General features: G+C 76.9%; 3 protein-coding genes. 1 reads left to right on the forward strand and 2 read right to left on the reverse strand.

The genetic code is table 11. The annotated features are described in order from the left end of the window. Positions 1–697, forward strand: a 697-nt coding sequence (locus ACIQOV_RS36810) for an ATP-binding domain-containing protein (protein WP_401055151.1), incomplete at its 5' end; no start/stop codon positions are given. A 96-nt stretch (positions 698–793) separates the two neighbouring features. Here ACIQOV_RS36810 and ACIQOV_RS36815 read toward each other — a convergent pair. Continuing rightward, positions 794–1,480, reverse strand: coding sequence for a copper homeostasis protein CutC (locus ACIQOV_RS36815; protein WP_380538292.1), 687 nt, complete (start codon positions 1,478–1,480; stop codon positions 794–796). 88 nt (positions 1,481–1,568) lie between these two features. Next, entirely contained in the window at positions 1,569–2,549 is a 981-nt protein-coding gene (locus ACIQOV_RS36820) for a hypothetical protein (RefSeq protein WP_401055152.1), read from the reverse strand. Between the last annotated feature and the right edge of the window lie 22 nt (positions 2,550–2,571).

A 2,571-nucleotide genomic window follows, 5' to 3' on the forward strand; every position in this document is an offset into this window, starting at 1 on the left:
AGTTCGCCCCGGCCATCGCCGCGGGCAACGCCGTCGTGCTGAAGCCCTCCGACACATGTACCGCGCGGTGGGCCGGCGCTGCACCACCGGCTCGGCGACCGTCCTCGGCGACCTCGCCCAGGGCACCACCCCGTGGGCGACGGCGAGTTGGCCGGAGGCGCTGCGTCACCTGGGCAAGCCGGAGGCGCACATCGAGGAGCTGACCAAGGGCTTCCGGGTGCCGGAGGAGGTCATCGCGTACGCCTCCCGGCTGCTCCCGGCGATCGCCCCCGGTCTGGCCCCGGCCTCCTCGGTCCGTGAGGCCCCGGGCTCGCTGACGATCCGCCGGGTCGCCGACGGGGACACCACGGAGGCGGTCCTGGCGGCCTGCCGGAAGGCGCTGGGGCACGAGGGATCGACCGGCCTGATCGCCGCCGACGCCCGCATCCCGCGGCTCGCCGAGGCGCTGACCGCCGCGGGCCTGCCGCACCTCTCCCCCGGCGCCGAGACCAGCGCGGAGGCCCGGCTCACCCTCGTCCCGGCCTCGCTGGCCAAGGGCCTGGAGTACGACTACGTGGTGCTGGACGAGCCGGCCGCGGTGATCGCCGGGGAGCCGGACGAGCGGACCGGCCTGCGGCGGCTGTACGTGGCGCTGACCCGTGCCGTCTCCGGGCTGACGGTGCTGCACGGCGAGCCGCTGCCGGAGCAGCTGCGGTAGCGGGCGAAAGGGCCGGTCCGGGGACCGGCCCTTTCGCCCGGTGGCCGCCCGCGGCCGGCCACCGCGGGCGCGCGGTACGGCGCCCGCCGCGGGCGTTCAGGCGTCGATCAGCGCCCGCCACTCGGCGACCTTGGCCGCGTCCACCGGCGTCCGCCAGCCGTCGACCCGCACCGCGCCGCCGACGTGGAAGGCGTCGAAGCCCTCCGCCCGCAGCTCCTTCAGGTGTTCGGCCCGCAGGCCGCCGCCGATCAGGATCCGCTGCCGGTACCCGGGCTCGCCGGCCCGGGCCAGCTCGGCCGACAGCACCTCGCGCCCGGCGTCCACCCCGGCGGCCGCGCCGGAGGTGAGGAAGGTGTCCAGGCCGGGCAGCCCGCCGACGGCGGCCCGCAGGGCGGCCCGGTCGGCGCTGTGGTCGATCGCCCGGTGGAAGGTCCAGCGGCAGCCGGCGATCGCCCCGGCGACGGCCGTGGTGGCGGCCAGGTCGACGGCGCCGTCGGCGTCGAGGAAGCCGAGGACGAACTCCTCGGCCCCCTCGGCCCGCAGGGCGGCGGCCCGGGCGCACAGCCCGTCCACGTCACCGGGGGCGAAGCCGTCCCGGATCCGCAGCATGACCCGCAGCGGGATGCCGACGGCGGCCCGGATCCGGCCGAAGTCCTCGACGGACGGGGTGAGCCCGTCGGCGGCCATGTCGGTGACCAGTTCGAGCCGGTCGGCGCCGCCCGACTCGGCGGCCTGGGCGTCCTGGGGCGTCAGCGCGATGACTTCGAAAATTGGTCTAGACATATTCGACAGCCTGCCACATCCGTCCGCCCCCGGAAACTCCGAGGAGGCCGTTCCGGTCACCCGGAAACGGCCTCCCCGCTCCTCCCGGTCAGGCCGGCTCCTGGACCGCCCCGACCGCCTCCCGCCGCCCGAACCGGTGCACCGCCACCGCCACCAGCAGCAGCACGGCCACCGTCGGCGCCACCACCGGGAGCAGGTGCGAGACCCCGCGGGACTCGCGCCAGATGTTGAACAGGGAGCCGGGACCGGTCAGCACCAGCACCGCCGCCCCCACCGCCGCCGGCGCCATCCGACCGCGCAGCCCGGCGAGGGTCAGCAGCAGCGGCACGATCAGCATCACCACGACCCACCCCAGGTCCAGCGGGAAGTCGGTGTCGTCCCAGTTCTGGGCCGCCTCCAGCAGTGCGCCCACCGCCACCGAGGCCAGCACCAGGCCGCCCGTGCGCCAGGTCGGCCGGGGCAGCAGGTCGGTCGGCGCCGCGACCAGCAGCAGCGCGGCCCCGACGAACGGCAGCGTGGCCATCCCGATGTAGCCGCTCCACCACAGGTCGAAGCGGGGGTACAGCGCGGCGTCCGCCAGGTCGTGCCACACGGCACCCCCCAGCTCGTACAGCGCCGACGCGCCCAGGATCAGCGCGCTGCCCCGCACCGCCGCCCACCGGCCCAGGAGGGCCGCCACCACCAGCAGCGCGGCGGCCACCGGCGGGCAGAACATGGCGAACCGGGTCCCGAACGAGTCGTCCCAGGCGAACCGGTTGGCGACCCGGTCCGCCGTGGTCAGCCAGGCCGCCAAGGCCGCCCCGGCCACCGCCCCGGCGAGCATCGGCGCGAGCAGCGCCAGCAGCCGCCCGGTCGGCGAGGCCCCGGTCAGTCCGAGCCGCACCCGCAGCCCGTACACCGCCAGGCCGAGGACCTCCCGGGCGACCGCCAGCCGGCCGCCGGCCGCGGTCGTGTCGGCGAACACCTCGGCCAGTTCCTCGCCGCGCTCGCGGCGGTACCGCTCCGGGTAGAGCTGGAGCGCGGCCCGCAGCACCGCCGCGGGCGCCGTGCCGATCGCCGGCGTACTCATGAGAGGCCTCCCCCCGCCGCGG

This window comes from Kitasatospora sp. NPDC091257 (assembly GCF_044757675.1).
Lineage (GTDB): Bacteria > Actinomycetota > Actinomycetes > Streptomycetales > Streptomycetaceae > Kitasatospora > Kitasatospora lactacystinica.